Origin of the sequence: Bradyrhizobium sp. ISRA436, assembly GCF_029910015.1 — a bacterium.
GTDB lineage: Bacteria > Pseudomonadota > Alphaproteobacteria > Rhizobiales > Xanthobacteraceae > Bradyrhizobium.
The window spans coordinates 5,915,952-5,941,541 of the sequence record NZ_CP094519.1; the positions used below are offsets into that span (position 1 = coordinate 5,915,952).

Annotated in this window: 22 protein-coding genes and 2 pseudogenes; 7 read left to right on the plus strand and 17 right to left on the minus strand. The window is 57.4% G+C overall.

Features of this window, described 5'->3' with window-relative positions:
* Positions 1 to 3: 3 nt before the first annotated feature.
* Genes MTX23_RS27585 through MTX23_RS27600 form a run of 4 tightly spaced genes read right to left on the minus strand, consistent with a single transcriptional unit; the run spans position 4 to position 3,713 of the window.
* Positions 4 to 885, minus strand: a complete 882-nt coding sequence (locus tag MTX23_RS27585; RefSeq protein WP_280973296.1) for a branched-chain amino acid ABC transporter permease — start codon at positions 883 to 885, stop codon at positions 4 to 6.
* Positions 886 to 887: 2 nt separating this feature from the next.
* Positions 888 to 1,655 (minus strand): ATP-binding cassette domain-containing protein, encoded by a 768-nt coding sequence (locus MTX23_RS27590; RefSeq protein WP_280973297.1) that lies wholly within the window; start codon positions 1,653 to 1,655, stop codon positions 888 to 890.
* Between the two features lies 1 nt (position 1,656).
* A complete protein-coding gene (locus MTX23_RS27595; RefSeq protein ID WP_280973298.1) occupies positions 1,657 to 2,427 on the minus strand; it encodes an ATP-binding cassette domain-containing protein in 771 nt (256 codons plus the stop codon).
* Positions 2,427 to 3,713: an ABC transporter substrate-binding protein gene (locus tag MTX23_RS27600; RefSeq protein ID WP_280973299.1), complete on the minus strand. Its 1,287-nt coding sequence runs from the start codon at positions 3,711 to 3,713 to the stop codon at positions 2,427 to 2,429. Before MTX23_RS27600 ends, MTX23_RS27595 begins: the two co-directional genes overlap by 1 nt.
* Positions 3,714 to 4,751: 1,038 nt before the next feature.
* On the opposite strand from MTX23_RS27600, the gene MTX23_RS27605 reads away from it, so the two are divergent.
* Complete coding sequence (locus MTX23_RS27605; RefSeq protein ID WP_280973300.1) at positions 4,752 to 5,762, plus strand: helix-turn-helix transcriptional regulator; 1,011 nt, start codon at positions 4,752 to 4,754, stop codon at positions 5,760 to 5,762.
* Positions 5,763 to 6,188: 426 nt separating this feature from the next.
* On the opposite strand, the gene MTX23_RS27610 is transcribed toward MTX23_RS27605, so the two are convergent.
* Complete coding sequence (locus MTX23_RS27610; RefSeq protein ID WP_280973301.1) at positions 6,189 to 7,043, minus strand: DUF3037 domain-containing protein; 855 nt, start codon at positions 7,041 to 7,043, stop codon at positions 6,189 to 6,191.
* Positions 7,040 to 7,840 (minus strand): HipA family kinase, encoded by an 801-nt coding sequence (locus MTX23_RS27615; protein ID WP_280973302.1) that lies wholly within the window; start codon positions 7,838 to 7,840, stop codon positions 7,040 to 7,042. Before MTX23_RS27615 ends, MTX23_RS27610 begins: the two co-directional genes overlap by 4 nt.
* A gap of 207 nt (positions 7,841 to 8,047) precedes the next feature.
* On the opposite strand from MTX23_RS27615, the gene MTX23_RS27620 reads away from it, so the two are divergent.
* The 3 genes from MTX23_RS27620 to MTX23_RS27630 all read left to right on the plus strand — a co-directional run bounded on the left by MTX23_RS27620 (position 8,048) and on the right by MTX23_RS27630 (position 10,448).
* The gene (locus tag MTX23_RS27620) at positions 8,048 to 8,293 is read left to right on the plus strand and encodes a hypothetical protein (RefSeq protein WP_280973303.1); all 246 of its coding nucleotides are present in this window, start codon (positions 8,048 to 8,050) and stop codon (positions 8,291 to 8,293) included.
* A gap of 136 nt (positions 8,294 to 8,429) precedes the next feature.
* On the plus strand, positions 8,430 to 8,810 hold the full coding sequence (locus MTX23_RS27625; RefSeq protein WP_280973304.1) for a hypothetical protein: 381 nt from the start codon (positions 8,430 to 8,432) through the stop codon (positions 8,808 to 8,810).
* Positions 8,811 to 9,200: 390 nt separating this feature from the next.
* Positions 9,201 to 10,448 (plus strand): reverse transcriptase domain-containing protein, encoded by a 1,248-nt coding sequence (locus MTX23_RS27630; RefSeq protein WP_280973305.1) that lies wholly within the window; start codon positions 9,201 to 9,203, stop codon positions 10,446 to 10,448.
* A gap of 56 nt (positions 10,449 to 10,504) precedes the next feature.
* Here the strand turns inward: MTX23_RS27630 and MTX23_RS27635 are convergent, their stop codons facing one another.
* Complete coding sequence (locus MTX23_RS27635; protein ID WP_280973306.1) at positions 10,505 to 10,777, minus strand: hypothetical protein; 273 nt, start codon at positions 10,775 to 10,777, stop codon at positions 10,505 to 10,507.
* 459 nt (positions 10,778 to 11,236) lie between these two features.
* Here MTX23_RS27635 and MTX23_RS27640 point away from each other — a divergent pair, with 459 nt between their 5' ends.
* A complete protein-coding gene (locus tag MTX23_RS27640) occupies positions 11,237 to 13,087 on the plus strand; it encodes an NACHT domain-containing protein (protein ID WP_280973307.1) in 1,851 nt (616 codons plus the stop codon).
* Positions 13,088 to 13,284: 197 nt separating this feature from the next.
* On the opposite strand, the gene MTX23_RS27645 is transcribed toward MTX23_RS27640, so the two are convergent.
* The 4 genes from MTX23_RS27645 to glnT all read right to left on the minus strand — a co-directional run bounded on the left by MTX23_RS27645 (position 13,285) and on the right by glnT (position 17,695).
* The gene (locus MTX23_RS27645; protein ID WP_280973308.1) at positions 13,285 to 14,613 is read right to left on the minus strand and encodes an FMN-binding glutamate synthase family protein; all 1,329 of its coding nucleotides are present in this window, start codon (positions 14,611 to 14,613) and stop codon (positions 13,285 to 13,287) included.
* Positions 14,613 to 15,260: a protein glxC gene (locus MTX23_RS27650; protein WP_280978217.1), complete on the minus strand. Its 648-nt coding sequence runs from the start codon at positions 15,258 to 15,260 to the stop codon at positions 14,613 to 14,615. The genes MTX23_RS27645 and MTX23_RS27650 overlap by 1 nt, the downstream gene beginning before the upstream one ends.
* A gap of 117 nt (positions 15,261 to 15,377) precedes the next feature.
* A complete protein-coding gene (locus MTX23_RS27655) occupies positions 15,378 to 16,274 on the minus strand; it encodes a glutamine amidotransferase family protein (protein WP_280973309.1) in 897 nt (298 codons plus the stop codon).
* A gap of 23 nt (positions 16,275 to 16,297) precedes the next feature.
* Positions 16,298 to 17,695, minus strand: coding sequence for a type III glutamate--ammonia ligase (gene glnT, locus MTX23_RS27660; RefSeq protein WP_280973310.1), 1,398 nt, complete (start codon positions 17,693 to 17,695; stop codon positions 16,298 to 16,300).
* A 184-nt stretch (positions 17,696 to 17,879) separates the two neighbouring features.
* Here glnT and MTX23_RS27665 point away from each other — a divergent pair, with 184 nt between their 5' ends.
* On the plus strand, positions 17,880 to 19,211 hold the full coding sequence (locus tag MTX23_RS27665; RefSeq protein ID WP_280973311.1) for an FAD-binding oxidoreductase: 1,332 nt from the start codon (positions 17,880 to 17,882) through the stop codon (positions 19,209 to 19,211).
* 11 nt (positions 19,212 to 19,222) lie between these two features.
* Positions 19,223 to 19,621, plus strand: a complete 399-nt coding sequence (locus tag MTX23_RS27670; RefSeq protein ID WP_280973312.1) for a Rid family hydrolase — start codon at positions 19,223 to 19,225, stop codon at positions 19,619 to 19,621.
* Positions 19,622 to 20,179: 558 nt separating this feature from the next.
* On the opposite strand, the gene MTX23_RS27675 is transcribed toward MTX23_RS27670, so the two are convergent.
* From MTX23_RS27675 to MTX23_RS27700, 6 genes and pseudogenes are all read right to left on the minus strand, one after another.
* A complete protein-coding gene (locus MTX23_RS27675; protein ID WP_280973313.1) occupies positions 20,180 to 20,839 on the minus strand; it encodes an XRE family transcriptional regulator in 660 nt (219 codons plus the stop codon).
* A gap of 277 nt (positions 20,840 to 21,116) precedes the next feature.
* Complete coding sequence (locus MTX23_RS27680) at positions 21,117 to 22,226, minus strand: histidine decarboxylase (protein ID WP_280973314.1); 1,110 nt, start codon at positions 22,224 to 22,226, stop codon at positions 21,117 to 21,119.
* A 110-nt stretch (positions 22,227 to 22,336) separates the two neighbouring features.
* The gene (locus MTX23_RS27685) at positions 22,337 to 22,939 is read right to left on the minus strand and encodes a GNAT family N-acetyltransferase (RefSeq protein ID WP_280973315.1); all 603 of its coding nucleotides are present in this window, start codon (positions 22,937 to 22,939) and stop codon (positions 22,337 to 22,339) included.
* 308 nt (positions 22,940 to 23,247) lie between these two features.
* Positions 23,248 to 23,978, minus strand: a pseudogene (locus MTX23_RS27690) (aminotransferase class I/II-fold pyridoxal phosphate-dependent enzyme); the annotation flags it as partial.
* Between the two features lie 425 nt (positions 23,979 to 24,403).
* Positions 24,404 to 25,319 (minus strand): annotated as a pseudogene (locus tag MTX23_RS27695) (beta-L-arabinofuranosidase domain-containing protein); the annotation flags it as partial.
* On the minus strand, positions 25,320 to 25,559 hold the full coding sequence (locus tag MTX23_RS27700) for a hypothetical protein (RefSeq protein WP_280973317.1): 240 nt from the start codon (positions 25,557 to 25,559) through the stop codon (positions 25,320 to 25,322).
* Positions 25,560 to 25,590: the final 31 nt, after the last annotated feature.

A 25,590-nucleotide genomic window follows, 5' to 3' on the forward strand; every position in this document is an offset into this window, starting at 1 on the left:
GCTTTAAGCCTCCCTGGCCCGGTCGAGAATTCCCGCGATCCCTCTCGGGCGTACCAGCAGGATCAGGATGATCATCAAGAACTGCGTGATCAGGACGTAGCGGCCGCCGATCGAAACTGTTGTGAGCGCTTCATTCAGTCCGAGCACGACCGCGGCAATGACTGCGCCTTGGACGCTTCCAAGCCCGCCGCACAGCGCAATGCTCACGGCCTTGATCATCGGCGTAAGACCGCCAAAGGGAGAAATGTAATAGGTCTGCGACAGAAGGACTGCTGCCAACCCTGCCAGGGCTCCCGTGATCGCCATCACGTAGAATGATGTTCGCCGCACGCCGATGCCGACGATGGAGGCGGCATGAGGATTCATCATCATTGCGCGGATCTCGAGTCCGCGGCGGCTTGACCGCATCCACCTGAGCACGAGCAGAAGCATCACGACCGACGTGATGACGTTGCCCACTTTATCGGCCGTCAAGGTCATTCCGGAAAGAGAGAGCTTCCAGGTTCCAAAGATCTCGGGCAAGCTCTTGGAGCGCGGTCCGAACCACCACAGCAGCGACTGTGTTCCGATCAGGTTGATCGCAAGCGTCGCAATCAACCCGCGGATGGTAAAGTTCGGCTTGTCATGGATGGGAATGAAGGCGAGCGCGCAGACAAGCAGTCCGCCTAAAGCCCCGGCCAGAACACCGCTTGCAAGAACGGCCGGTCCCCAGGTCGAGACATGCTGGGCAAATAGCCAGGCACCATAGCCTGCAAATGCGAAGATGAACCCATAGGCAAGATTGAGCAGCCCCAGGCTTGACCATGTGATGGATACGCCGATGGCAAGCGTGCCGTAAATGCACGCTAATAGAATCGTATTGCTGACAACAAACCAGACATCCATCGTCACGCCCTTCCGTGGTCGTGCAGCATCAGCGCGGCAGATGCCTCGCCCTTGAGTTTGCCCACATGCATCCCGATGATCCGATCAACACGCCCCTCAAGCAGGGAGACATTCTGCTCCGCGATCACCATCGCGGACCCGCCGAGATCGAGCGCCATGAGCGCGTCGATGACGTTCTTGCCGATTTTTGGCGCGAGCCCGAGGGATGGTTCGTCGACCAGAAAGAGCGACGCCTCCCCCATCAAGCCGCGGCCGATCGACACCATTCGTCGCTCACCACCCGACAGTCGACCAACGGGAACAGCCATCAGCTTCTTCAGAGGTGGAAAAATCTGCAGGATGCGCTCCTTGCGTTCCTTCCGCTCGCGCCAGGAGCGCAAGGTGAAGGCCCCGGAATCAAGATGCTCTTCGACAGTCAGACCATGAAAGATCTCATCGCCTTGCGGGATGAGAGCGAGACCTGCGCGCACAATCTGGTGCGTGTATCGTCCAGGGCCTTGGCTGCGCGTGCGGCCGACTTCGATTCCATTGAGCTTGATGGAACCCCGTTGCCATCCCGTCAGTCCGGCAATGGCGTAGAACAGGGTCGATTTTCCGTGGCCGTTCAGGCCCACGATGCCGATGCGTTCTCCGGAACTGACAATCAGATCAAGGTCGTGAATGACCCTCATGGGGCCGTATCCGGCCGATAGGCCGCAGACGTTGAGCACCTCGCGTCGCTGCACCTGCGTATGTGCCGTTCGGCCCAAGTCCTGCTGCATGACGTTCATGTCAGGCTGCCTCGTCTACGTTTTCAAAGTAGGCTGCGTGGACCTTGGGATCGGTGAGCACCTTCGCCATCGAGCCTTCGGAGATTACCTCTCCTGCATCCATCACCATGACGCGATCCGCAATCGTTCCCAAAAGCTCAATTCGGTGCTCAACGATGATGATCGCGATGTTCATTTCCTTTGACAGCAGCCGGAGGAGGAAATCGATTTCCTCCACCTCAGAATTGATCAGACCGGCTGCGGGCTCGTCCATCAGCAACAACGAGGGCCGGCGCATCAGAAGGCAGGCGAGCAGAAGCTTTCTGCGGTTGAGTGTTTCGAGCTGAGCTGTCGGGACATCCTCGTCCACTTTCAAATTGACGAGCTCAGCGCCATATTCCGCATCGAACTTCGTCAGATAGGGCTGAAAGGCTTGTCGCGCGGCCTTGAAGGTTTCGCCGACCGTCAACTCTTCCGGAATAACCGGCGTCTGGTAGGTCCGGCCGATCCCGAGCCTGGCTCTTCGGTGCAATGGCAGCGAGGTGACATCCTGACCCTTGAAGGTCACTTGACCCGCCTTAGGTGCCATTCGCCCGGATAACACTTCGAACAGGCTCGTCTTACCGGCGCCATTGGGACCAATGACGCCGAGTACCTCCCCGACCCCGACGTGAACATTGATGTTGCGAAGGATTTCCCGTCCGCCGAGGTCGAGATGGATGCCGCTGCACGAGAACAGCGGCTGAAAGGGTTTGTTGCCCCAAGATCGGCTCTCGTACGTGTTCTTCAACATCAGGACCACCAGGGAGCCTTTTGAAGCTTGGATTCGGCAACTTCGTTCGGGAAGATCAGCTTGTGCTCCACGCCCTGAACCTGGAAGTAGAGCTGAGACACGCCCTTATCGATGTCAGACACTTGAAGCGTGTCACCGCCATTGTTCGGGAAGTGAAAACTCTCCTGATACGCATTGTTCATGTTCATGAAGCCACTGACCCCGCGCTGAGGGTTGGCCCGGATCCAGTCACAGACCTCCTTGAATTTGCGGGGATCGCCGACCGCCTCCCAAGCCCTTTTCAGGTAGTAGGTCTGGTCGTACGAGATGCTCGGATAGGCAAATCCCATGATTCCCGGGAAGCGCGTCTTGTATTTGCGCGCGAACGCGCGCCCCCTCTCGTCTGCATAAAGACCCATGGTCGTCGACCAGGCGAAGCCGTTTGCAGAGCTGCCGGCCAGCTGTAGAAACTCGGGCTGAGAAGGACCGTACTGGAGGTAGACCAGAGAGTCCGGCACGGGATCGGCAACGAACTGCTTGCAGAACGCCGCATATTCGGCCGCGACCCAATGATCGACCATGATCGCCGCAGCTCCGACCTCCTTCATCTCGCGGATGACCGGCGCCCAGTCCTGGACCGGAAATTGAATATCGGTGATCCGCGCCACTTCAAAGTTGCCGCGCTTCTTGAACGCCTCTTGCGCCGCTTTGGAAATAGTTTGGCAGTAAGCGACCTGCTCCTGGACGATGTGAACCTTGCGGTTTTTGGGTTTCCAGACTCCTCGTTTTTCTTCGTGCTCGAGCCAGATTGGATAGGTCCAGCCGTAATCGACTTCCGAGGGAGGCGTCTGAAAGACGTGGCTATACTTTTCGGGATTGTTTTTGACGGCCTCGCTCCCGGCACGTTGTGCGCTGCCGTGGATCCAAGGACACTTGTATTTGACGGAGGCATCCATCGCCGGCACTGGCACCAGCGTAAACGCAAAGGAGATGGCATCGACTTTCGCATCGATACATGCAGCAATCGCTTGCTTGCTGCTTTCCGGCGAGAGCACATCAATATCGACTGTGAAGATCTTGAGCTCGCGGCCGAGCACGCCACCGGTGGCATTTATCTCTTCGACCGCGAGCGTTGTCCCCTGGACGAAGTCCAGATGATCAGCCACCCCCGCGGCTGACGTCTGCGCTGCGGGAATTCCAATCACGATGGGCTGTCCGCCCAAGGCATGTGAGCGCAAAATCCAGGGCATGGCCAAGCCCGCGCCAAGGGCTGCCGTCACTGTCCGTCTGGTCAGCTTTGAAGTCATTTCAAGTCCTCCTCCTGCGCTTATCGAGATCGGCTTGATGGATCCGGCTGCGCTTACCGATACGTAAAACGGTATCGCTGCTTTGCATTTCATGCAAGTTATTTTTATTCTATGCAAGTCAATTGATATCGGCACTAAGCTTTTTTGCGCAGCCGGACCATCCGCCTGCCAGGCTCCTCGATCGCCGCCAGCGTGGTCCGATCGTCCGATGGAGGGTCATCCGCGCCACTGCCGGCAGACAATCACGCGGGCCCTGTTTGAACGTCCGAGTGTGTTATCGATTTGCCGGCGAGTAGCTTGCCCACCCAATTGCCGTCGGCTTCCCGGCGAGCTCTGAAGCGATCGACGCACTTCTTTGAACAAAGAGGGGTCCGCCATGAGTAGTGCCGGATAAGGCCAAACCTGCCATTACAGACTGCGCATCGCGTGGCTCTGCCATTTCTGAGACTTTCCGAGCAGTTGGGCATTGTCGTCTCCTCTTGGCTTTATCGCAGCTATTTTCCGATCATCCTCTCGCCGTCGTATCGATGAGCGTGTGATGCCTCCCACCGCAGACCTTCTCCCTGCCAACGCCGTCGCCAGACATTGCGAAATCAAGTGCTGCCATTGCCAAGCTTCGGACGCGCAACACCTTGCTTCAATACGTCAGTTGACCGATTTTGCGCGGGGCAGCGCGGGTGGCGCACGGCTCATTGGATCGGAAAGAACTGGCCCGTTCGATGCGGCAGCCCTCGAGGCGCCATCGAGTTCATGTAGCTCCGACATCATAGAACAACTTATGATTGTTGGCCCCGAAGTGCCGGGCCCAAGCGAATCGGCCAGCCCTTTACGGTCGTCGGACAGGCAAAATAGCCGGTGCCAACAGGTCTTATCTGTCGTAAGCTCGTCAGCAAAACGAGCCAATTCGAGCCGCCGAGAGCAATAAGGCGGCACGACAGCCGCTCAAAAGAAAATTAGCATCAAACCGAACGCTACCGGCTGGCTCCTTCCGGAATAATATCTCAGGGGGAAGCAGTGAGAGCACACTTAGAGAGTTCGGTGATTGTTCCGTGGGATGCGGCATCCGTCGATCCACGCGCGCAGCTGATTGACAGAACTTCGGAGGTAACGCGACTTATCCGCGACCTGGTGCGGTGCTCTGCTTTCACTCTGACGGCCTGGGATCCTCTGTCTCAGACCCATCTCCATCAGACGCTTGCAAGTGACGGTTACTGCGAGAAACTGCTCGAGCACATCAACGATGATTTCGTGACGGGCAATCCTGCCTTCGCCATTGCGCATCGCGACGATCCGCGCTCTCTCAGGTGGCGGGACTGTGAGCAGGACTGGGATCTTTGGTTTCCCGACACTCTGACGGCCCGCGAATATCTCATTCCGTCAGGCTTCCACGAAGGCTCGACCATGTGCCTGCGGTTACCGGATGGACGCTACGTCGGCGCCTTCCATATGAACTGGACGGCTTCGAGCGCCGCAACGGATGAGCGCAGAGAGATCACTCAGCGATTTCGCCCCATTCTGGCTGAGCTGTGCGACCGGCTGAGAACGCCGCGTCTGCTCGCCGAAGGCGTAGCTCCTAATTCGTTCGCGCTGGTCATATCTTCGAGTGGCGCAACTTTTAATTTGCTGGCACGCGCACCGGGACCCCACCTCGGCGAAGGCGGCGCATTGCGTCAACAGCTCCTGGAAATGCTCAGGCCGTGGATGCCGCGGCGCTTCCTGTGGAGCGATGATGCCGGCCATTGCCACCGGGTTTCAATCATACCTTGTCAGCGCAACATGGTCCTGGTCACGGAGGAACAGATTTCGTGGCCATACGATCTCTCGTTCAGAGAGATCCAGGTCTTGCATCTGGTTGCAACCGGCGCGTCAAATCCGCAAATCGCGGACCAGCTGTTCGTCTCGCCGCGTACGGTCTCGACGCACATCGAGCACATCCTTGCAAAGATGGGGTGTGTCTCGCGAACCCAGCTCGCGGCGAAAGCCATGTCCGAGGGACTATTGCTTGTTCAGACACCTGCCAAGCGCGCCCGTGGTCGCGATGTCTGGTAGGCCGCGACCTCAAGCTTGAAAAGAAGGGCTAGTATCCAGGCTCCCCAGCCAGATTTCCAGCACGCAACAAATAGCAAATAAATCAGACGCTTAATGGCACCGCAAGCCAATCTGCGTACCCACGACTTGCGCTGAACCGAGGCGAGGAGCGACCGCGCTCCCGCACCAACGGTCCTGCCCAACCGCTGCCCGTGTTGAGGGGAATACGCCTCCGCGTGATCACACGGAGGTTCGTTTGCGAGGTGCCTCATTGTCGGCGGCGGATTTTCGCTGGACGGTTCGGGGACAAATGCTCTCCCGTCCCGGTGGCACCGGACCGCACGGCTCGATTGCATTGTCCACCATCTGGGGCTGGTACTGGGCCTAGTCTAAGATCGAATTCGTTAAAAGCTGGAATTCTTGGCCGGAAGTTGTGCACACCGCGCGTCAAGCGCGGGCGTTGTGTTCCCGCACTTCATCCTCGATTTGGGCAACGAGCTTATCAAGCTGCCCCTCTTCGAAAACTTCCGGATGGTTCGGAGCCCGTTCGAGGATGGCTATGGCGCTGCGATAAGCATCCTGCAATGTCGGATTAGTGGGAGCGCCAACGATAAAGTGCGGCTTGAATTGTTCGGCCTTGCCATCGGCAACGACAGCGGACAGATGCCCGAGCCATTCGCGCGCCTTCGTCTTGATGCCGTCAGCGTCGGCAAGGTCGAAGGACAGTGGCTCATAGACATGCCACTGGCCATTCTTCCACGCGTGCTTAAAGACAATGTCGTCCACGGTGCCGCTGATGGATTTTTCCTGAAGATGTTGCGCGAGGTTGCGCTCTTCGAGCTTCTGGCGAACCGGACGCCAAACATCATCGTCGGAGCGGCGGGAACGATGATGCGTATCGTACCGCGACACGTGTCTATCAAAGAGACGATCCAATGCCTCATCTGGATTTGCGGTCAACCCGGTGCCAGATGGTGACCATTGAAGAGAGCTATCGTCGGGCGGCACGGCACGGCGCGCGATGGCGGCTGCGTCGCCTTCACTCTTCAGGAGGCCAGCTTCCCTTTCGTGCTTGGTGACCAGTTGCAAGCCCTTGCGCACGGCGGTCATCGACGACAGGAAGGCTTTGCGATCAATGTCCGGGAAAACGCCCTTCAGGCGTCCAATCGTGCCGCGCATTTTGTAGCGAACAAGACCCTTGGACGGCACGAAGAGAACCACGCCAACATTGACGAACTCGCCCGTCAGTACGTCGTGAAAGTACCGGAGTAGCGTGTAGCTGTATGCTGCCTTGTCTGTCATGAGAGCACCCGCTTCACTTCTTCCAAAACTGCATCAATGTTGTCTCGTGCGTCCCGAATCAGCTTGGTCGCGCTTGCCGCAGCGCTCGCTACGTCGGTCCATTCGGCTGGAAGTGCCTTTTCATAATCCGTGATCTGGGCGTCCGACAAGCCTGACCATGCGGCACGGATTGGCCCGAAGTCGATGGAACGCCCTTTGAGCCCCGCCCGGAAAATATGATTCCCATTCGTTTCCATAGACTTAAGACCGCCTATGACCCAAGGGGGGCTCCATTGCTGCCCAAAGATAGGTAGATCATGAGAAAAAGCCAACTCGTGGTCGAAAATACGCAAGTCGTCGCCGCGAACGAGGCAATTCGGGTTATCCGACCTTCGGTCAGGGTTTTGGATGATCCCGTCAAAGGTGAAGATGGCGGCTGCGGCCGGCAGCATCGCGTCCGAAATCACGTTGCCGGGCTTCCAAATGTCGAATTGCCCGATAACGAGACGAGAGCCAAATCCGATAAGCGATCCGCGTCGTGCTTTGCCGCGTCGTTCGGGGTCGGGAATCGTGTCGACCCATTCCGTAGTCGCTTCAATCAAGAATGGCTCTGGCACTGGTAAGCGGAGGTCGCCCGCGAGACACGCGCCAATGATCTCTCTTGCGAGGCTGACATTGCCAAGGTCGCAACCGCCAGCGAACTTAGCGACCACTTCGATTGGTTCCCCGCTCGCCAATTCACAGGTAATGAACGACGGTTTGGTGCGGCCCTGTTTCGGTGCGAGGTCGAATTGGATCGGTGAGATACGTTTCAGCACGCCTTAACGCCCATCCCCCTGCGCCGATGCTTGCGATTTTGACCGGCTAGGCCCTGCCGCCTGCCAAGCGCGTGTAATGCCCGAAAGAATCACTCGTTTTGGACGAGTATAGAGGCTATGGCCTCTTGCGCGAGTGGCGAAGCGGGCTAGAACAAACAAGAAACTGGGTTGAGATCGGTAATCCGTACGGATCGCCGATAGGGGCAGATGAACGACTACACCGCATACCACAGCCGGTACCTTGCGCACCGGATCACGCTCGAAGGCGTCGACGAAGACGCCTTCGCGAAATCCCTTTCGACGGCGCGCGTGGACATGAACCCGCATCAGGTCGACGCCGCGCTGTTCGCCTTGCAGCCGCCGATCCCGCGCGGCGCGATCCTTGCCGCCGAGGTTGGCCATTACATCGAGACGCCGAAGAAATATCGCGCGCGGGTTTCAAGTGGTTCTTAGGTGCTGCAAAGCATCGATTTCCGAGTCGGTGACGCCAAGGCGGTGCGCGATTTCCGCGCCTGTCGTGCCACCAAGCGACACGCGGCGCTATGTCTATGGCGGCTTCAAGCTTGATCGACTCCGACCATGAGCCGGCGTGCTGCGGTGGGTAAAGCCGGGTGGCAAACAATTCCAAATCGAACTCCGGCGCGGCGAGCATTACGAGCCCGATTTTGTGGTGGAGACGAAAGCCGAAAAGCTCATCGTGGAAATCAAGGTCCGGCGCGATCTCGAGGATGGGACGGTGAAGGCCAAGGCGAAGGCCGCCCGGACATGGGTGGGGCACGCCAACGATCACGCCAAGACCTACGGCGGCAAGCCATGGTGCTATGTGCTTATCCCGCATGATGCGATGCTGGAAAACGTGACCTTGGCGGGACTCGCCGCGAAGTTTTGGTCAAACAGCGATCATCGAAGAGCCCGAGCTCGTGTAAAGGGGGCCGAACCAACGCGAATCAGCCGATACGATTCGTCATGATCACACGCTAAAGCGCGTGTCAACTACGGAAAAGGATTCGAGCGCACTTGCGGAAGAACGTAGGTGCTCCCATGTCCTTCATCGCCGCTGGAATTGGCCAGTTGGCACGGTCGTTTGGAATGTCAACTGGTAGCATGACTGCTGCGCAGGCCACGACGATTAACATCGTCGGTCCGGCGAAGTCGCGCCATGAGACTGTGAACATGCTTCGCACCTCGACGACTAGACTATACTGCATCGCGTTTTTGAAACCCGCGTTGGGGGAAAGCCTGTTCGAGACAATGGGAAAGAAGCCGACGGATTGATGCGTGCGATTGGGGGGCGTTCGGCCACAGGCCGAGGTTCAGGGTTCGAGCCAGCCTCCCAATCACTGCGAAATTGGGGAATTGCTTGGGGCACGAATGGTTCAAGAAGCGGGGCTATCGCCACTTTGACGCGCCAGTTGGTCTTTCTTTTGTGTCTTCAGTGTGCAGTCCGGCGTTTGTCGCGAAGCATTCTTGGCTTCCACTGATTCACTACGTCAAGCGCGTCAAACGTTACAAACCGAAGGATGGCAAGACGGTCTACAAGGATCGCGACATCATGTTCGCGTCGCACCGCGACACCTGCATCCTTGCCAAATACGCCCATGAGACGGGCAAACTGCTTGATCAGCACTACGAACATTCGAAATTAAGTGATCACGTTATCGCCTATCGTAGGCTTGGGCAGGCCAACTACGATTTCTCGGCGAAGGCTTACCGTTTCGTCCAGGACCATCAGCCTTGCGTGGTGCTTTGCTTCGACATTACCGGATTCTTTGACAATCTTGACCATGCCATCCTTAAAAGCCGGCTGAAGCGGCTGCTTGGCGTCAAGGAACTTCCCTCGGATTGGTACGCTGTTTTCCGGCACGTCACGAAATTCAGCAAGGTTGACCGGAAGACGCTGGAGGCCCATCCGGTGTTCTCCGAGAGGATCAAGGGAGGCGGTCGCGAGCCGATTGCGACGATCGCGGAGCTCCATAAAGCGGGCATCGCGATCGTCACCAATCCCGACAAATTTTGTATTCCGCAAGGAACGCCCATCAGTAGCGCGTTTTCGAATCTCTACATGATGGATGTGGATGCCACGATGGCCAGTGCTTGCGCGAAGATCGGCGGCCTGTATCAGCGGTATTCGGACGACATTCTTGTGATTTGTCCGGTCCATCAGGAAACCGAGATCACGAAAACACTGAAAGCGGTCATTGCTGACCACAAGCTTGAGATCAAGGACGAGAAGACCGAGCGCGCCGAGTTCGGGACCGGGAGCGATAAGAGCTTTCAGTATCTAGGCTTTGACATGTCGAAGAGTGGGGCTTCGATCCGGCCTTCGTCGATGGCGCGGCAGTGGCGCAAAGCCAAACGCGCCATCACAACTACAACAAAGATTGGTGAAAAGGCGATCGCGGAAGGTCGCGCGAACAAGATCTTCACTAAGAGGTTGCGCAAGCGTTTTGCTCCGGTCGGAGCCCGCAACTTCTCCAAGTATGCGCGGTACGCAGCCGACGCTTTCGGCGCCAAGCAAATTGTTCGACAGGCTATGAGGCTTGAACGAATGGTAGATCAGGCCATTCGCGAGATCGAAAAGATCACTAACTTATCGAACGGAAGTTAAGGAAACAGCAGCTTCTGCCGTGTGCCGCCGACTTTTAGCCTGATACTTTTGCTGTTCTATACCCCAGCCATCAAGCTAAGGGACGGTTCCGAAGAGACGCTCTTCCAGCGAGGTAATTTTGTCTCCAGCTCCAGCCTCACGAATTCTTCCAGACGCCCTTGGTTGGTCATGCGGGTCTGCATGTACCCGATTTCTTGCTCGCGATTCTTCAGCGAAGACTTCGTCTCTTGACGCTTGGCGTCGAGAAGAGCGCGCTCATTGGCCACGACATCGAGTTGCTCCTCCAGCTCCGCACTGCGGAGCGCCAACGACTCGACCTCCTCGGTCATGGTGTTCGCGTCGTCCCTTACCGAATCCGTTTCAGCTCTAGCCTCTCGGAGGGCGCCTCTGACGCCTGGATTTGTGCCTCCAAGGCGGCGTGGGACAGGCGCTGCACCGTAGCAAGCTCGATTAGTGAGCGCGAGCGGCCTTTCGAGCCCGGCCCCTCGGGAGCTTGGCCGAACGGTTCGCCAAACTCGAACGTTTGTCCATTCAGTGGCGTCGTGACCGACAACGAGGTGAAAGTCTACCTCGGCGAGCATGGCAACATCTGGCCGACTAGCATCTGGGCGCACGTGATGCTCGCCGGTCTAGAGCATGGGCCGATATACTGAGAAATGCAGCATCGCTTTAGACCAAAGAGGCGCGGGAAACCGCGCTCTTTTGTTGCTCCTGTTGGTTGAATTCGTAACACTACGAAGCCGAATCAGTCGCGCATTTTAGTCCGTTCTATTTATTCAAGAGAAGCAATGACGCCGGAAATCGATTTCGCGAAGCTCGCCGCCTCGGTCATCCAAGGTCAAATCAACAACGCCGTGGCCGCCGCTTCCAAGGGCATCAGAAGCGTAGTCGCCAAAGTCCTTGCGACCATCACCAAGGACCTTACGAAATACACCGAAGCAAAAATCAGGAAGTGTTCCTATGTTCGAACACCGATCATCAACCGCGACCATTCCACCCACATCTACAACATTTATGTCCAAACCAGATTACGGATGCGCCGCAACCTGGTCACCGACAGGACGTTCATCGCTGGCTTGTCCAATAGGGCCAGCTTTGTGATTGCTGGCAATGCTGGCAGCGGGAAATCGATGTTCATGCGCCATCTATTTCTCGAGCTTTGCAAGGCAGAACGCTCCAAGATTCCACTCTTCTTCGAGCTGAGGGAAATTAACGCATCTGAAAAGAAAGATATAAAGGAATTCCTCTACTACAATCTCATCGGCTCAAATGCGACGATTACGGAATCGCAATTCTTGGACAGCCTCAAGGCTGGCGTCTTCTCGCTGATCCTCGACGGCTTCGACGAAATCAATCACAAAGACCGCAAGGAAATCGAAACGCAGATCATAAAGCTCAGAGAACAGTGCCCCGACCTCCAGATCATTGTATCTAGTAGGCCAGATGCCGACCGCAGACTGGAAAGTTGGGAAGCGTTCGACACAGTCTACGTTGAGCCCCTGGAGGAGCCACAAGCGACCGAACTGATCGACAAGCTTGAGTATGACGCAAAGATCAAGGAAAAATTCTTAAAGGAAGCGAAGAGCCGGCTCTTTGTTACTCATAAGACTTTCTTGTCCAATCCTCTCCTGTGCATCATGATGCTCGTGACCTTTGAACAGACGGGTCACATTCCAACGAAGCGTCACGTCTTCTACGAGAAAGCGTTTGACGCCCTGTTCTCAATACACGACGCCGCAAAGGAAGGCGTCTATAAAAGAAAGACCTATTCAAACCTCTCGGTAGATGAATTCCGAAACTGCATGTCGGCCTTCTGCATGGTAACTTATCTGCAGGAGCTCTTTATCTTCACCAAGTCGCAGTTCAGGGCCGCCCTGCAAAAAGCGCTTGAGCTTGAACGACTCGAAATCAATATCGACGATCTTACTAGCGATATGATCGAGTCGACCTGTCTCATTCAAATCGAAGGAACTGATTACGCTTTCACCCACCGCTCATTTCAGGAGTATTTTGCTGCGCTGTTTATTTCGCGCAGTCCAGCCGTTGGCGCGAAAGCTCTACTGGATAGCATAGCGCGCCGGAATACCGACGACGTCATCAGCATGGCCTTCGCAATCAACCGCGGATTGATCGAGCGGGAATGGATCATCCCTACATTGGAACGAGTGTCCAACTCAGCCACAGCACAAGCGCTCCAAAATGATCCTGTCGCCTTCGTTGAAGAGCATGTCGGCACTATCCTTATGCAAATTCAGCCGAACGGATTACCTACAATCAACCTCGGCTGGGTGGGCCCACGCGTGGCACTTCTGACTATCGGAGGATTGTACGAGAACGAGATACTGAACATCGCGCTGTCGAGTCTCGTCGCGACACGAAAAGACCAAGAGGAAGCTAATGCTTACTATAATCGCATGGTGCTAAAACACGATGAGCGACTGAAAAGGCTTGGAAAATCGAGATACTTAGTCCTCTCATTACAGGACCTAGACCTCATCAGGAAAACTTCAATTCCAAGCACCCTCGGGAAGTTTCTTGTCGCCATTAGGGAAGCTCTCAGTTCATGCAGGCAGGCGGTCGACAACCAAGGTGACATCCTGACGAAGCTGACTGAAATGTCTCGTCAATCATCAAAGTGATCAGAGTGTTACACTTCGCCGCGCACGGCCTCGACTCACATCGAGGACATCCTTGCAAAGATGGGATGTGTCTCGCGGGCCCAGCTCGCTGGCGAAACCATGTCCGAGGGGCGGTTGCTTGCTCAGACACCTGCCAAGTGTGCCCGTGGTCGCGATCTCTGGTAGGCCACGAGCTCAGGCTTAAAAGGAAAGCCAGATTAGTATCCAGGTATCCAATCTGTCCCCGCCAGCGGAAGCCGTGTCATGGCGGCTGCCTCGACGGTCAGCGCGACAAGATCCTCCGGCTCCAGATTGTGCAGGCGGCTCTTGCCGCACGCACGCGCGATCGTCTGCGCTTCAAGCGTGAGGACCCTGAGGTAGTTCGCTAGCCTACGGCCCGCGAGCACCGGATCGAGCCGCTTCGAGAGAGCGGGATCCTGAGTGGTGATTCCGGCCGGATCTGTGCCCTCGTGCCAGTCATCGTAGCAGCCGGCGGTGGTCCCCAGCGCACGGTATTCGTCCTCATAACGGGGGTCGTTGTCACCGAGTGCGATCAACGCGGCGGTCCCAATTGCGACCGCATCCGCTCCCAGTGCAAGAGCCTTGGCGACGTCGGCACCGCTACGAATCCCGCCCGAGACAATCAATTGTACCTTTCGATGCATGCCAAGATCCTGCAGGGACTTAACCGCGCTCCGGATCGCCGCAAGAATCGGAATCCCGACATGCTCGATGAAGACATCCTGTGTCGCAGCGGTACCGCCCTGCATCCCGTCGAGAACCACGACGTCCGCCCCGGCTTTCACGGCGAGAGCAACATCGTAATAGGGTCGGCTTGCGCCCATTTTCAGGTAGATCGGCTTTTCCCAGCCTGTCAGTTCGCGCAGCTCGAGTATCTTGATTTCCAGGTCGTCCGCCCCCGTCCAGTCCGGATGCCGACAGGCCGATCTTTGATCGATTCCCTTGGGCAAAGATCGCATCTTGGCAACGCGATCGGAGATCTTCTGCCCGAGCAGCATGCCGCCGCCCCCCGGCTTGGCGCCCTGCCCGACGACAATCTCGATTGCATCCGCCTTGCGCAGGTCGTCCGGGCTCATGCCGTATCTTGAGGGCAAATATTGGTAGACAAGTGTCTTGGATTGGCCCCGCTCTTCCGGCGTCATGCCTCCGTCCCCTGTCGTGGTGGACGTGCCGGCCAGACTTGCTCCTCTGCCGAGCGCCTCTTTGGCCTGGGCCGAAAGAGCGCCGAAGCTCATGCCTGCGATGGTCACGGGGATCGCGAGCTCAATCGGTTTTTTGGCAAAACGCGTCCCAAGGACCACGCTGGTCTCGCAGCGTTCCCGATAGCCCTCCAGAGGATAGCGCGACATTGATGCGCCGAGGAATAGAAGGTCATCGAAATGCGGCACCTTCCGCTTGGTGCCGCCACCGCGAATGTCGTAAATGCCGGTCGCGGCCGCGCGGCGGATTTCCGCAATCGCATGCTCGTCAAAGGTAGCGGACGGGCGCGGCGGAATGTAGCCCCACGTCTTCTCAATCGTGTTCATCAATAGGCCCCAGCATTGTCGATGTGGAAGTTGTAGAGCTTGCGAGCAGACCCATAGCGCCGGAAGTCCGATACATCGACCTTGTGAGCCTCGTCAGCCTGCTTGAGGAGCGCAAAAAGCTCGGCGCGATGTTCGTCCGTCAGCTCCTTTTCGATGCAATCGGCGCCGAGACTCTCGACTTTACCGCGAACATAGATGCGGGCCTCGTAGATCGAATCGCCCAAGGCTTCGCCGGCATCGCCAAACGCAACCAGGCGGCCGGCCTGGCCCATAAAGCCTGACAGGTGGCCGATACCGCCCTTTACGACAATATCCACCCCCTTCATGGAGATGCCGCAGCGGGCGCTCGCATTGCCTTCGATCAAAAGGAGGCCACCATGAGCCGTCGCGCCGGCACACTGGCTGGCATCGCCCTTGACGTGGATCAGACCGGACATCATGTTTTCGCCGACTCCCTGGCCGGCATTTCCATCGATGACAATGCTGGCCCACTTGTTCATGCCGCCGCAATAGTAGCCGACATGGCCGGCGATCTCGACATCGAGCGGCGCGTCGATCCCGACCGCAATCGCGTGTGCTCCGTTGGGGTTCAAGACCCGAACGGACGTCTGGTCGGTCTTCGTATCGCTGCCGAGCGCCTGCAACATCGCGTTGAGATCACGAAGCGGCGTCGTCAGAAGATCAATCTTCCGGGTGTAGCTAGACGACCGGAGCTGATTCAGATCGCGTTGCGACCAGTTGCCGATGTCGATCTGGTTCATTCCCTAGTGCTCCCAGAAGTAAGCTGTTGCGGGCTTCGGCTCGAAAACCTGCGCGCTTTTGATTCCCGGCAGGGATGTCAGGCTCCGATACTCGGAGGCAAACGCCACATAGTCGTCGGTTTCTGCCATCACCGCAGGTTTGCACGCGATTGGATCGCGCAGCACGCCGAAGCCGTTCTTGGTCCCGACCACAAAGGTGAAGAATCCGTCCAGATCGTCCACGCTCGACTTTAACGCCTCTCCAAGCGTTCTGCCCCGCTTCAACTCACGGGTCAGATAGCCGGCGGCGACCTCGGTGTCGTTCTCGGTCGCGGGGGCAATACCGTCGCGCTTAAGCTCACGCCGAAGAGATGCATGATTGGAGAGCGAACCGTTGTGAACCAGACATTGATCGGGGCCGGTCGAGAACGGGTGAGCGCCCGTCGTGGTCACTGCGGACTCGGTGGCCATGCGGGTGTGCGCGATGCCATGCGTGCCAGAAAGCGAGGCAATGTCGAACGAACGCGCGACATCGTCGGGATAACCGACTTCCTTGTAGATCTCGAGATTGAACCCCTCGCTCAGAATCCGAACGTCGTGAGCGTTCTCGAAGAGCCAATCGCGGCACAGTCTCACGAGATCGGTTGGCACGGTCACAACCGCGTGCGTGTAACGGCTCGTCACCGAAAGCGGAGCACCAATTGATCGTGAGAGCATCACTCCGAGCGCCTCGAAGTCGGATCTTCCTTCCACAGAGGTCAGCGTAAGTTTCGCTTTTTCTGGGGTTCCGTCCGTATACAGCGCAAAACCGGCAGAGTCGGGCCCCCGGCTACACAAGGTCGACGTCATTGACGCAAGCAGCTCGCCGAGGCGCGGCTGAAGTCGCGTTCCTTTGATAAACAGGCCTGCAATTCCACACATGTTTCTCTCCGGCACAGGTGAGATCAAAAGAAGCTGAGATATCTTTCAACTTCCCAGTCGGACACGTGGCGGTGGTATTCCAGCCACTCCGACCTCTTCAGCGAGGTGAACTCTTTGATGACTTGCTCCCCGAGAGCGCCTGCAAACAGCTGATCGGACTCAAGCGCATCGAGCGCTTCAGTGAGCGTCTGCGGAAGAAGATCTACGCCCATCTCCTTGATGGCCTCGAGCGAGAGACCGTAGAAGTTGACATTTCTGGGCGCGCCTGGCTCGAGCTTGCGCTCAATGCCATCGAGACCGGCGGCAATGAGGGCCGCGGTTGCGAGGTACGGATTCATGCTGCTGTCGCCAGTGCGAATCTCGAGCCTGCCGTAGGGAATCCGCGCCATCGCGGTGCGGTTGTTGTCGCCATAAGCAATAAAGGCGGGAGCCCATGTCGCGCCGGACACCGTGTGACCGACGACAAGACGCTTGTAAGAGTTCACGGTTGGCGCCAGAAGCGCCGTCAGCGCCTTTGCATGGGCAAGCACACCGCCCAGGAAATGATAGGCGAGCCTGCTCAAGCCCATTCCACGCGGGTCCGCGTCATCGTGGAAGAGATTCTGCCCGTCTCGATCGGCAATCGAGCAGTGGATATGCATACCACTGCCGGTCGAATTGCTGCGCGGCTTAGGCATGAACGAGCAGATTGCGCCGAGATCATGCGCGATTTCCGAGGCCGCCATCTTGAAGTAGACGATCTGGTCTGCTGTCTTCAGTGCGTCGGCGTATTTGAAGTTGATTTCATACTGCCCGTTCGCGTCTTCGTGATCGATTTGATAGACGTCGATCCCGACCGCTTGTAGGCATTCCGTCACCCGCTCAAGGAAGCTTCGCCCGCGCATGAGGCCGCGATAATCATAAGCAGGCTTGGCGAGCGTGTCCGTGCCGTCGAACGGCGACAGCTTCCCATCCGGCTCGCGTCGTAGGAGAATGAACTCAGGCTCCAGGCCTGTATTGAATGTCCAGCCCCGCTCCGCAAGTCGCGCGGCCTGCCTCTTGAGGACATTACGCGTGTCGATTGGATAAGGCGTCCCTTTCACCGTGCCGACACCCATCATGCGTGCATATCCCGGGGCCCATGGGGTCACCAACAGGGTATCGAGTTCGCAGACCACCATGTATTCGGCTTCATGGGGAAGCAGGCCAAGCCCCCAAGCGCCCCCACCAGCAAATCCGGCCCCTTCCTTCAAGAGGTCTTCAAGGTGCTGGACCGGAACGGCTTTGCTCTTCGCGACGCCATGCAGATCGACGAACTGCGCAAGCACGTAGCGGATACCCGCCTGCTTCAGGAAAGCCTGAGCCCCGCCAAGGTCCAACCCCTTAGGGGTCGCGAGGCTTCCTGGTGACATTGCGCCCGTCCACGCGTTCGGGAGATGCATTCGAACTTCTCCTTTGGTTGGCAGCCCCGCCATGTTGCACCAGGTCTGGCGAGTTGCCCATGCCGGCAAAGATGCTTGTATTGCCTTATTGCATTTCATGCAACTTCTTTTTATTATATGCAAGTCGTAAGTAAGGTGCCACGTGTCGAACTCCATCAAGAGTGCCAACTCAGATGATGAGCCCATGGGAATTCGCCTGTGTGAGCTTGCTGAAGGCTGGGCAAAGTACTGGTCGACGCCGGCCGCTCCGTTCTGGTGGCGCGCGGCCCCGCCGATGGCTGGTCCCTGGCCAACTCCGGCCGAGAGAGCCGATGTTGTCGTCATTGGAGCCGGCTTTACCGGCCTTTCTGCCGCCTTGGTCCTCGCTCGCGCAGGGCGCCAGGTTGTGGTCGTTGACGCTGGCGCGCCCGGCGTTGGTGCCAGCACTCGCAACGGCGGACAGGTTGGCAGCGGCAATCAGAAGGTTCGCGTGAAGACCCTCATCCAAATGAAAGGGGAGCGGAAGGCTGTCGAGCTGCTTCGTGAAGGGATCGAAATGCTCGACGGACTGGAAGCTCTCACGCAGCGAGAGAGGATCGACTGCTCGTTTACGCGCTGCGGGCGCTTCCGCGGCGCGATGCGGCCAGAGCATTACGAAAATATGGCTCGCGACATGGAGGATCTGAGGCGCTACGTCGGTGTCGAGTCCTGCATGATCACTCGATCCGAGCAGCACAGCGAGATTGGCTCGGATTTGTTTTATGGGGGATCGCTGCTACCGAACGATGCGAGCCTTCATCCGGGCAAGTACCATGCGGGCCTCCTGGACCGAGTCGTTCAAGCTGGGGCCGCGGTTCACGGCGGTGCACCGGTACGTGGAATCACGAGTGAAGGCGCTCAGCACACGCTACACTTCGATGGTTTCGAAATTCAGGCCAAAGACGTCCTCGTTGCGACGAACGGCTACACCAAAAATGTCGGCGCATATTTTAAAAAGCGGATCGTCCCGATCCGGTCGGCGCAGCTCGCGACCGAGACAATTCCCGCGCAACTCTTTGATCAACTGATGCCACGACGGCGCGTCTACGGGAACAGCAATCGCGTGTTCTTCTATTTTCGTCCGGCGCCAGACGAAAACCGGCTGATTTGGGGTGGGCGCGCAAACCATTTTGCCGGCGACACCGTGCTCGCGGCGTACTCGCACCTGGCGCGTGACGTTTTGCGTACCTTTCCGGAATTGAGAGACGTAAGAGTTTCCTACGCCTGGAGCGGTCTCATCGGTTACACATTCGACGAGTTTCCGCACTTGGGCCGGACACCTGCTGGCATCCATTACGCAATGGGATATTGCGGAACGGGCGTTTCGCGCTCCACGCATTTTGGACGAAAGATTGCGCTCCAAATGCTCGGCGAGACGGAAGGTCGATCGGCGTTCGACGAGCTGACCTTCCCAACTCATATGTTCCACGCTGTCGCAAGACCGGCCGTACCCGCCGTTGAAACATGGTATCGCGCGCGCGATTTCACAGGACTTTAGAAGGAGGTGAAATGACCACTTACGTGAAGGCACAACAGCAGCGACAAAACATATCTTCGGGCGGAGCTTACGAAAACGTCTTTGGCTATTCGAGAGCTGTGGCGAAGAATGGTCAAGTTCACGTGTCCGGCACGTGCGCCCCGGCCGACTTCCAAGACAGCAGCGCTTATGAGCAGGCAACAGCCGCTATAAGGACAATTTCGATGGCGCTTAGGGCTGCGGGAGCGGAGCTCAGCGATGTCGTACGCACCGTCGTGTACGTTCGCGACATTGCTGACGCGGACGAAGTCGCAAGAGCTCACGTGGAAACGTTCGGCTCCATTCGGCCAGCTTCAACTCTGGTGCAAGTCACATCGATGTTGCGCGCTTGGCAACTGGTTGAGATCGAGGCGTATGCGTTAATTGGATGAGGTACTCATCTGATCCTGCGGGAATCAGACGATCATATCTAGGTCGACATTTGACGCAAGCCTGACTGGGCTTGTAATTCGCTTGCCCCTAGCGAGCTAAATACATCTAGCGAATGGCGGCAGGTGCCCTATCGGGCGCTCCTCACTCCACTGCCCGAAGCTCCAACGAGCTCCGGGCTCTTTTCGATGATCCTTTGTGACTTGCGAGCTGCTCGCAATGTGCACGAAGTTCGCGCCGGATGAAGTTCTCGAAATAGCCGCTCCCCTCTTTGGCCGAATGAAGGCACCGGTCGAAGGACGTGCAGGTGACAATTGCGAAGGTGTATGGGCCGTCTTGCGTGTTCCGCCGGACCACTAGCGGTCGCGGAGCACTGGGCTTTGGCGACCGCCGGCGCAGCGGCGGAGTTGCGCGATCGCAGTTCAGTTCGATCGGCAACTCACACGCCGAGGCGACGCTTGCCATTATATCCCACTCGACACCCAACTTCAGCTTCGGGCCCAGTACCAGACCCGATGCTCCTGCGTATGACCTGTCGCAGCTCCTGGGGGCCCCCGCAACTATTCTGGATAAATGATCATCGTGATAAATTGAATGTCATCGTCCAAGAGCTTTTCCGGACCATGAGGAACATACCCAGAGAACGTGAATGCATCACCCGGCTCGAGCAGTAACGTCTTATCTTCAAATCGATATTGCATCCTCCCTCTCAGCATGTAGACAAATTCCGTTCCCTGATGCTGAAAGCGCGGATAGGTCTTGCTTCTCTTGTCTATGTTGATGAGGAAGGGTTCAAACACCCTCCGTGGCCAATGGGACAGCAATCGATAGGTGTACCCATACTTAGTGCCTGAGCGAACGACCTCCATCTGATCGGAGGTCTTGATGAGTCCGGCCTCCCCCCTCGTTTGCTCGACCTCACTGAACAAGGTCGAAAGGTTCATACCGAGTGTCGCGCAGATACGTGCAAGCAGCAACAGGCTGGCGCTAGAGTGCGCAGTCTCGAACCGACTGAGCATCGGGACCGAAATACCTGCTGCCGATGCGACATCACCAAGCGTAAGCCCCCGCTCGAGCCGAATACGTCGAATGACACCGCCGATTCTCTCGTCGAGTGGCGGCGTCTCCATCCCCATCGCGGCATGCAAACGCTGTTGCGGCGCGGGTCTTCCCTTGAGAGCTCCTCGACGCTTCTGATCCGATTGCCCAACCTTACGCAAACCAAGATCTCCCACAACGAGTGGTCGTGTAAGAAATGAGCTCCAGAGCATTTTTGCGCATGGCGTCGACGACGGATCCGGCCGGGAAGACCGCACTACGGCTAAACTCCGTGAGAATACGTGCCAGTTGGAAGCTGTGGCCGCCACGGCAAATGTGAGGGTCATCAGTCACGATGTGATCTTCCGTGGCATCATGCATCTGCTCGGGGGCATATTCCGGTTCGGTATTAGTGAGTACCGGCATGCTTGCCCGAGCGCGCCGCCGCGTCCACCAAGATCATCCGCCTCTATTCGTGATCGCCTCGATCAGCGCGTCTGTTTGGCGCTGGGTCGTGCCTGGCGTGATCACCAAATGGCTAACGTCCTGAGTCGCAATTTGCCATTTGGCCTTGATGCTTCCTTCGACGGGTGGGAACACAACCGTAAGCGCATTGGGATTCCGCCACGCGCTGACGCCACGGGCATTAAGCTCATCGGCTGTGTAGGCAGCCAGTTGCTCACATTGGTGGAACATCCGTTTGATTCCTTCGATACCCAGACTGCGGATCGCATACCAAAGGATGATCGGCGTATACGCATTGCGCGATCCACTCAATGTCGTATCTGAGCTGCCGATGTAATCGATGGCGCGCATGACGCGCTGAACGTGCCGCTTGCGCGAGAGAACGACGCCGCAAGGCATCGGCGCGCCAAGAAACTTGTGTCCGCTGAGCGTGATCGAGTCGGCTCCATCCGCGAAATCGAATGCGGGCTTCGGATCTAAGAAGGGCGCGTACGGCCCGCACAGAGCCGCGTCGGAATGGATATAGATCGCGCCGATGCCGACATCGCGAAGGACCGCACGAACTTTTAGCGTATCGTCTTTGCCTTCCTTCATTGTAGTGCCAATGTTGGCGACGACAACGGCCGGGCGATTTCGGGTACGGGTCGCCTTCTGCGCTAGATCGTCATAGCTCATTTCTCCATTTGACTGCGAACGCACCACACAGTGATCCAGCCCGAGCAGACGAACCCCTTTGCTCACGCTATAGTGTGTGTCCTGCGAGAAATACGCGACAGCATCCGGATAGAGCTCGCGGGCGAGATACAGCCCATAAATGTTCCCCTCGGTCCCTCCATTGGTGATGTACCCCCAAAATTCGCGAGCAGGCGCGCGAAACAGCTGGGCAAAGAAATCGATAACTTCGCATTCGAACTCATGCGAATTGACACGATAGGTCCCTGGTTCGAACGGATCTCCGAGGTTGTTGCCTGTGAGGCGCATGAAGCGCCACAACGGCTCATAATCGAAGCCCCTCGCAAACGGGTAGCCTAGAAAACATCCGTTCGCCTCCTGCATGGAGGAGAATAATTTATCCAGTCTTTTGAGATCCTGGGATTGTAGCATGATGCGCGTCTTGCAGGCGACAGGATCACTAGATCCTGCGGCCTGTTCCGGTTCTGGTTCACGTGTGGACAAAGGCCCGCCTTGGGCACCGGGCCAACCGGCGCTCCCTCTCAAGAAGGACGGCGGAGCATCGGGAAAAACGGCGGCGAACTGCCGACCTGAACCTCACCCACGATCTTCCATCCCAGGCGTTCATATAGGCGTGCCGAGCTAAGGCTGGTGGCTTCTGTAAACGCCAATCCATTCGCCTCATCCAGGATGGCAAGACCGTATCGGTATAGAAGGCCTCCCCACCCGGACCGCTGGTGCATGGGATCGATGCCCAGCATGGTGAAATACCAGTACGGCTCCGTAGGGTGATACTTGCCGAACTCTTCGAATATCCTTTCAGTTTCCGTTCGTCTGTACTCTGGAACGCTCCCGAGCAAGTACTTCATCATGCGCGCGTCATCGCGGTGCACTTTGTCGGTTAGCCACAGAAGCGCGCCTTTAATGCCGTCCTCGAAACACGCGCCACTTCGATCCGTGTACGGATCACCGGCGTAATACTCAAGGAAGCCGACGAAATGGCGCAAGTAACGCTCTGGCTCGGGATATAACCATCTCAGCAGTGGACACATCGTAAAGGCTGTCGTGAGAACGGCGATGACCCTCGAGCGGTCCTCAGGGGCGACGATCTTGATCGATCCGTTCTCACTTGACGCGGATTGCATAATTACTCCTCTCTCCAAAGCCATACGGACAGCTACGATCGCAAGGCGAACGAAGCCGCAGTGGAAATGAGGTTAAGAAGCTTCGGACTAGGTGACTCCCGAAGCCCATAGCCTTGCGATTCCATTGTCCTGCAACTCCGGCGTCTCACGACCGGCTCGAGCGTACGGCCACCTAGCGTGCAGGATTTGGGCCACTGCGCGCAGCGGTAGACGCGCGTGTTTTCGGGACACGCAATGTCAGGTTCGTAACAGGGGTGGCGGGCTGTATGCATGAAGCCCGTCCGCTTTCGGACGGAGACGCGTGCAGGCTAAACGTTGCTATTCAGCAAGACGACACGGCACGGATCGCCCCGCTCATCTTTGACCCCTCTCGTACTCCAAGTGGTTCCATCCTTTATCGCAAAAAATCCGCTTGCCGATACGGTCCGACGAGGTCGGCCAGCCAAATCGCGCGATAGAACATCGAGCATTTCCACGCATGCCGCCCTCGGCGACATTGAGTGTCAGTGAAATCCGCCAACGGGGCGTGCCAGCAGGCACTGTTGGTGGCTGGATTTCGCGGGCATCAGAGCCGCGAACTTGCAATGCAACGACAAGCTTCATCGCGCGCGCGTTGTCGTATGGCACGATCCGCGAGTCCCGAGGACTTCGCTCACCGCGCGCAACGATCGCCCGATGCGTGAACGGCGACCAGCTCGGCTAGCCGTTGCTGACGCTCGGGCTCCTGCTGCAGGATCAATAGTGCCTCTCCTATGGTGACGGCCATCAACGGTGAGGGCGCGGTGGCGAAAATGAACGGACGGCAACGATTGATCATGACGGAGCACACCGGAGGCGGGAACAAGCGCTCCTAGCAGCACCCAGCGCCTTGCCGCAGGTATGGACGACCAGGAGATTTTCGAACGTCTCGTAGGGCGCGGTGAGCCCTCGTCCCTCCCCGTGGCATGAGCTTCAGTACCATCAGGAATGCATCGTGCCGGTCTGCGAGTGCGACCAGGTCCTTGAGCGGGGCGAAATCGCCATCCGTGCTGTAGAGGCTTCAGCGAACGCCATTTCGGTCCTCCGGTATGGTGATTTGATAGGCTTGGTTGAATTTCCCGCCTTTCACCAGGAGGCGCTTTCCGGCCCGAGATTGAAGTCATCCTTCCGTTCAGGCTCGCCTGCGGCGCGCTGCACCATTCCGGCAGGCGCAGAGCAAGCGTGTGGGCAATCGGCTGTGCAGATTCCACAGCGATTAACACCTCGCCCTCCCAGGGATAGTTTCCGCTCATCAGCAACCGCAGCGTATGCCCACCGACCGATAGTGCCACGCTATTGCCAATGTAGAGATTGATGTAGAGCGCGTCAGCGCGTGGCGTATAGATGTAGTGTCCAAGGGATGTGAAAAAGGCGCGCAATGTTCGGCGGACAGCACGCGCAGCCAAACCAGCGCTGCCGCACCGGCGCGACATGATTGTAAAAGCCATTGGACGTCAGCGTTTTCGGATGAGTTTCGAGCGGGTTAGCGTAAAAATATTGTAGCGTGCGCGCTCCATCACATCGGCATAGCGGCCGTCCGCTTCCATCTCCAGCATACGGCGCGCGAACATCATCAGACCAATCGACGCGCAGCTTTCCGCATGTGCAGTATGGTTCGGCAGATCGCAATCGCAGCTGAACGCTTCGCCCAGGCTTTGCCGATACCTCCGGTAATATAGATCTGCCGCTGCACCATGTTTTGCCATAGCCTCAGGCAAGCCTGGCGTTGTTGCTCATTCTGATTTAGACGCGCGAGGTGAGCGACCGCGGTCATGAGGTATACAAATCGAACCGCATGACCGGTTGCGATCCGCTGTTTCGAAGCTGCCAGGTGCGCCTGGCTGTAGGCTTTATTGCGCACCGCCCAGGGCGGGCCGTATGATTTGACGTGGCCGGATTGCCGCCGCTTCTCGTATTCGATGTCATAGAAGTGCGGCTCTGTGCCACGTTGCTCCACCAAATAATTGGCGAGCGTCAGATATCGCTGTTCCTGCGTCGCTTCGTAGAGGCGCGTTAACGCAAGTTCGATTTCTGGATGACCATCATAACCGTGTAACTGATCACGCTCAGGGCCGAAAACCGTGCAGACGTGGTCAGCAAGCCTGCAAACGACCTCAAGCAGGCGTCGTTTGCCTCCAGCCACAAAGAAAGCGACGCCGGCTTCAATCAAGTGGCCGGCATAGTAGAGCTCGTGACATTCGGCGAGATTGCTCCAGCGCTCCTGAGGGCCCTTTAGCATGAAATAAGTGTTGAGATAGCCGTCGCCGCATTGCGCGGCCGCAATCAATTCAATCAGCTCGTCGGCGGCTTTCTCCAGGTCCGGATCGGGCGTCTGGCACAGCGACCAGGCAACGGCCTCCAACTATTTTGCGACATCGCTGTCCTGAAGAACCGTGCCGTAGAACTCACCCTTCGAACGTCCGGCGGCAATACGGAAATTTTCGACCGCGTGGCTCGGTGTTACTTCGGGATTGCGATCGTTCAGCGTGTCCCATTGATAGGGAATCGCCACTTCAATCACCACTTGCTGGAAGTTCCCAATCAGCGGATCCGATACCTGTAAGTCGTGAAGATTGACTTCGGCTACATCCCGCTGATTCATTGCGTTTCTCCTTCGTGTCGGGCGAATGGGC

Coding starts and splice junctions, on each gene's coding strand:
- MTX23_RS27585 (WP_280973296.1), bottom strand. CDS start 885: ATGGATGTCTGGTTTGTTGTCAGCAATACGATTCTATTAGCGTGCATT.
- MTX23_RS27590 (WP_280973297.1), bottom strand. CDS start 1,655: ATGAACGTCATGCAGCAGGACTTGGGCCGAACGGCACATACGCAGGTG.
- MTX23_RS27595 (WP_280973298.1), bottom strand. CDS start 2,427: ATGTTGAAGAACACGTACGAGAGCCGATCTTGGGGCAACAAACCCTTT.
- MTX23_RS27600 (WP_280973299.1), bottom strand. CDS start 3,713: ATGACTTCAAAGCTGACCAGACGGACAGTGACGGCAGCCCTTGGCGCG.
- MTX23_RS27610 (WP_280973301.1), bottom strand. CDS start 7,043: ATGACAGACAAGGCAGCATACAGCTACACGCTACTCCGGTACTTTCAC.
- MTX23_RS27620 (WP_280973303.1), top strand. CDS start 8,048: ATGAACGACTACACCGCATACCACAGCCGGTACCTTGCGCACCGGATC.
- MTX23_RS27635 (WP_280973306.1), bottom strand. CDS start 10,777: ATGACCGAGGAGGTCGAGTCGTTGGCGCTCCGCAGTGCGGAGCTGGAG.
- MTX23_RS27640 (WP_280973307.1), top strand. CDS start 11,237: ATGACGCCGGAAATCGATTTCGCGAAGCTCGCCGCCTCGGTCATCCAA.
- MTX23_RS27645 (WP_280973308.1), bottom strand. CDS start 14,613: ATGAACACGATTGAGAAGACGTGGGGCTACATTCCGCCGCGCCCGTCC.
- MTX23_RS27650 (WP_280978217.1), bottom strand. CDS start 15,260: ATGTTGCAGGCGCTCGGCAGCGATACGAAGACCGACCAGACGTCCGTT.
- MTX23_RS27655 (WP_280973309.1), bottom strand. CDS start 16,274: ATGTGTGGAATTGCAGGCCTGTTTATCAAAGGAACGCGACTTCAGCCG.
- glnT (WP_280973310.1), bottom strand. CDS start 17,695: ATGCATCTCCCGAACGCGTGGACGGGCGCAATGTCACCAGGAAGCCTC.
- MTX23_RS27665 (WP_280973311.1), top strand. CDS start 17,880: ATGGGAATTCGCCTGTGTGAGCTTGCTGAAGGCTGGGCAAAGTACTGG.
- MTX23_RS27670 (WP_280973312.1), top strand. CDS start 19,223: ATGACCACTTACGTGAAGGCACAACAGCAGCGACAAAACATATCTTCG.
- MTX23_RS27680 (WP_280973314.1), bottom strand. CDS start 22,226: ATGCTACAATCCCAGGATCTCAAAAGACTGGATAAATTATTCTCCTCC.
- MTX23_RS27685 (WP_280973315.1), bottom strand. CDS start 22,939: ATGCAATCCGCGTCAAGTGAGAACGGATCGATCAAGATCGTCGCCCCT.
- MTX23_RS27700 (WP_280973317.1), bottom strand. CDS start 25,559: ATGAATCAGCGGGATGTAGCCGAAGTCAATCTTCACGACTTACAGGTA.